Annotated in this window: 5 protein-coding genes; 1 reads left to right on the top strand and 4 read right to left on the bottom strand. The window is 58.3% G+C overall.

The features are described from left to right. Together MKK70_RS24510 and MKK70_RS24515 are read right to left on the bottom strand one after the other, a co-directional pair. Window positions 1–290 (bottom strand): hypothetical protein (locus MKK70_RS24510; RefSeq protein WP_243950482.1); only part of this gene is annotated, 290 nt, incomplete at its 3' end. 197 nt (window positions 291–487) lie between these two features. Beyond that, on the bottom strand, window positions 488–670 hold the full coding sequence (locus MKK70_RS24515) for a hypothetical protein (RefSeq protein WP_243950484.1): 183 nt from the start codon (window positions 668–670) through the stop codon (window positions 488–490). Window positions 671–873: 203 nt separating this feature from the next. On the opposite strand from MKK70_RS24515, the gene MKK70_RS24520 reads away from it, so the two are divergent. After that, a complete protein-coding gene (locus tag MKK70_RS24520) occupies window positions 874–1,068 on the top strand; it encodes a hypothetical protein (RefSeq protein ID WP_243950486.1) in 195 nt (64 codons plus the stop codon). A 43-nt stretch (window positions 1,069–1,111) separates the two neighbouring features. Here the strand turns inward: MKK70_RS24520 and MKK70_RS24525 are convergent, their stop codons facing one another. Beyond that, window positions 1,112–1,522 (bottom strand): hypothetical protein, encoded by a 411-nt coding sequence (locus tag MKK70_RS24525; RefSeq protein ID WP_243950488.1) that lies wholly within the window; start codon window positions 1,520–1,522, stop codon window positions 1,112–1,114. After that, window positions 1,519–2,508 (bottom strand): hypothetical protein, encoded by a 990-nt coding sequence (locus MKK70_RS24530; protein WP_243950490.1) that lies wholly within the window; start codon window positions 2,506–2,508, stop codon window positions 1,519–1,521. The genes MKK70_RS24525 and MKK70_RS24530 overlap by 4 nt, the downstream gene beginning before the upstream one ends. Window positions 2,509–3,393 lie beyond the last annotated feature (885 nt).

Here is a 3,393-nt window from a genome sequence, read left to right on the forward strand (position 1 = left end):
CCAGCAAGAACACGTAAGGGGTTCGTGACCACGTGCCGAACTCGCCCTTCATGCGCGCTGCAGCCGATGCAAACAGCATAGTCCCAGTGGCGCCATTTGCGATCGGACTCACGATCGAATGCGTCCTGTCGCTCCTTCTGACGATCGACGTGCTTGCGGGGTGTATCGCTTCCCGCAGCACCGCCTGGAGCGATCTGCTGTGTCGGTTGCTGATGAGCCATACCCTGTGCGGCGCATGCCTGCGTGATCGCAAGGAGCGCGAGGGGGGCCAGCAAGTTTACGGCGTTCATGCAATTTCCATCCCATTCTGGGAGGCTCGAACCGAGCGGATTGGAGGCTTGCTATTCCACTGGCTCCGCCACTTTGAACATCCATTTAGGCTCGAGTTAGCAATCTTGTTATCAATTGTAACACATCGGCAACAGGGCTGATGCGCGGCTTGGCACGGTCCTGCGCCCATCGTGGATGTCCAAATTGGAGGTGTCTGCTACGTCCCCACAACGGAAAAGCTCGATGCCCCCTCGACCGCCTCAAAGCTCGCCAACGCGACCTCATCATGGAAGCGGCGCAGTACGACACGATGCCAGCCGACAGCACGCTGAAGCGGGTCGCCAGGCTTGAGAATGCGATTGCAGCGGTTGAGGCCGTGGCGGACGAACAGCGAAGCCATCGGCGGCAGTAGGCCCCGGTAGGATAGCCGTAGGGATAGGATCGTCGAGCGGTGCTGCGACTGGATCGAGACACGTGTGATGCGTCGACGCTTGACCTGATCAACACCCTGGCCTGGGAGCAGCGCTGAGGCGACGCCACGAAGAACGATGGCTTCTACGATCTTGGCAACGCGCCTGCGCAGCCGGAGGCGCCGACGTGATAATGCGCGATCCGACAGACAGCCTGTTCTGGTTCGCCAGCGGGCACACGCTGGACCCAGCCGCCGCGGTGAAGGCGTACGAGCCGGCGCGGAAGGCCGTGGCGGACCCGGATGCGGGCGAGAAGTTCCGCCGCGGCATGGTGCGGACGGTAATCCCGCTGGCGCGGCCGGTGGAACTGTGTATTGAAGCGGGCTAGTTGTATGCCAACAACGTAAGTAGCACAATTAATTCGCCAATAATCATACTTCAGCTCTAATTTGCTCTCGTAGCGCAACCATTACGTCTTCGGGTAGAGAGGCACAGTTTGCCGGTATGATGATCTTCAGCGCCACGTTGTCGACAAGACGGCTGTCCTGCATCGCAAGCCGGGCTTGAGCTCGACGTGCGAAGTAGATTGCATTCAGGGCAGTTGTGGCGAAGCGGCTCTCAAGATGCCATCCCTGATAGACGTAAGAGACGCTATCACCCGGTCGAGGTGCACCTACGAGCGACGGATCGGACGCGTAGGGATGAGCCTCGACGAAGTCGATTGACGCGGGCGTCGGGCAGCGGGAGAGCCACACGAAGCGGCGCAAAGTGGCCGCGCGCGGCAGCAAAACGCCATCGCCAAGGTCCCTGGAGGCATCAACCGCTGACTCGGCCGCCGTCACGCTTGACTCGGACATATACCGGTAGAGGTAGATCCGACTTGCGGCTGAGACGAATAACATAAATCCCAGCACGGCCAAGCCCATGCGGGTCCAGTGCGTAAAAATTTCACGGCGGAACGGCATACGCGACCCTCGATGTAGATTAGGGTCGGGGCGATGGCCACCACTATTGATCCAAGCGCAACAAGGGTTGATCCGCCCTCATCATGCCAGAACGTGTAAGCTTCTCGCGAGAGCAGCATGGCCAGAATGCGCGCAACGTTGATCACGTCGACGAGACTAGCACTCAGCACGAGCGCACGAACCGCTGCCAGGCTCACTCGCTGCTCGGCGATCATCAGGATTGAGATCCAAATCAGCAAAGCGAGCGACAAATTGTCGAATGATGAGCACCCCTCGAGGATGACGATCGACCAATCGTCCCGCATGCTCAGGCTCGCACCAGTGGTGCCGAGGTCGCTGTAGAAAAAGTGTCTAACCCTGTAGATCAGGCCCACTTCGACGACCGCGATCGCCTGGTAAGCCACCTTGAAGAGCAGCTTGCCCCATAATTCGTAGGCGGACAGAGCGAGCCAGATTTGGCCGATGCCCGCCAATCGCCGGTCGGAGCGCCTTTTGAGGAGAATCCACGCCCCGGCGAGCGTTGTTGCAAGATAGACCCCGAGATGCTGTGGCACGAACCAGGCGAGTGCGGATAGCAACAGGACGGTGATGTCCGATCCGGCAAGCGTCATGTCCTTGCGCCGGTCACCAATCACCAGAAACAGGATCGCGGCGAGAGCGAACGCCTCGCCTACGTTGAATTCGACAAGATGCTGGGCAGTTTGTGTCTCTTCCAGCAAGTGCCTCTGCAATACCGCCGATAGGACAGTACCGCCGGAGAATACCAGCAGGGGCCAACTCGCGGTGGGCATGAACAGCTCAGAGGCGACCGGTCTTGAACTCTTCGCCGAGTCGAGCTGTACTAGCGCCACAAGGTCAGTCATCACTGTACCTTCAGGCCGTTTGTACCGGCCGGCGAACCCGCCGACACCGGAGGAAGGCGACGGTAGCAGCAACTAAGATCAAGCCGAGTCCTGTGTTCACCTCCGGTGAAGGCGCTCCCCCGGAAGCGCTTCCGCCACTCCAGTTTTGGCCTGTCCCGCTGACCGAGCTGAATTTGAAGATGGATGCCCCAGAGCCATAGCCGGATGTAGTGTTTGACGCCGTCCCGCCTCGACCAGCTCCAGGTGGAGATGCGGATGAAATGGTCGGACCGGTTGAATGGTTAATAGCAGGAAGTAAATTTAGTGCGCTTACAGACGAACTGTCGTTTGGGTTGGTTGCTAGTGATCTGCCGCTACCGCCGGCAGCAGGACTGCACAAGCAACGCCCGATCTCACTAAAATACCCTATTCCTACGTAGTTAATAACTGATGTTCAATTAATATCACATAGAAATAACCATGGCCAAAAATTCGACCATCGCAATTCTTTATTGTGGTTAACTGAGCTAATCCACAGACAAATCATCCAGTTAAGCTTACCGGCAAGAATTAAGCCTCCAATGTCTCAGGCCGTCTTTTGCGATGTGCAATCAATCACACGACACGCCCAGATCAGGTCACCAAATCAGCCGCCGGCAACCTGTTTCGCGACATCGTGCAGAACCACTAGTGGCAGATGTCGAAGGCGAGTGGGGGGGGGGGGGGGGGGGGGGGCGAGCCCCACCACCCGTGTTGGGGGGGGGGGCCCGCACACTTCTATAGGTGTGTCGGATGTGTGGTGGTGTTAGATCTCCCCCTCGTCTCAAACTCACAAAGCCCCCCCACATCGCAACTTTAAATTTTCTTCTTCCTCCTCCCTCCTCGTGTTATTCTCCCCCTCCTGAC

Origin of the sequence: Methylobacterium sp. E-041 (assembly GCF_022829665.1) — a bacterium.
In the GTDB taxonomy this organism is placed as follows: Bacteria; Pseudomonadota; Alphaproteobacteria; order Rhizobiales; family Beijerinckiaceae; genus Methylobacterium.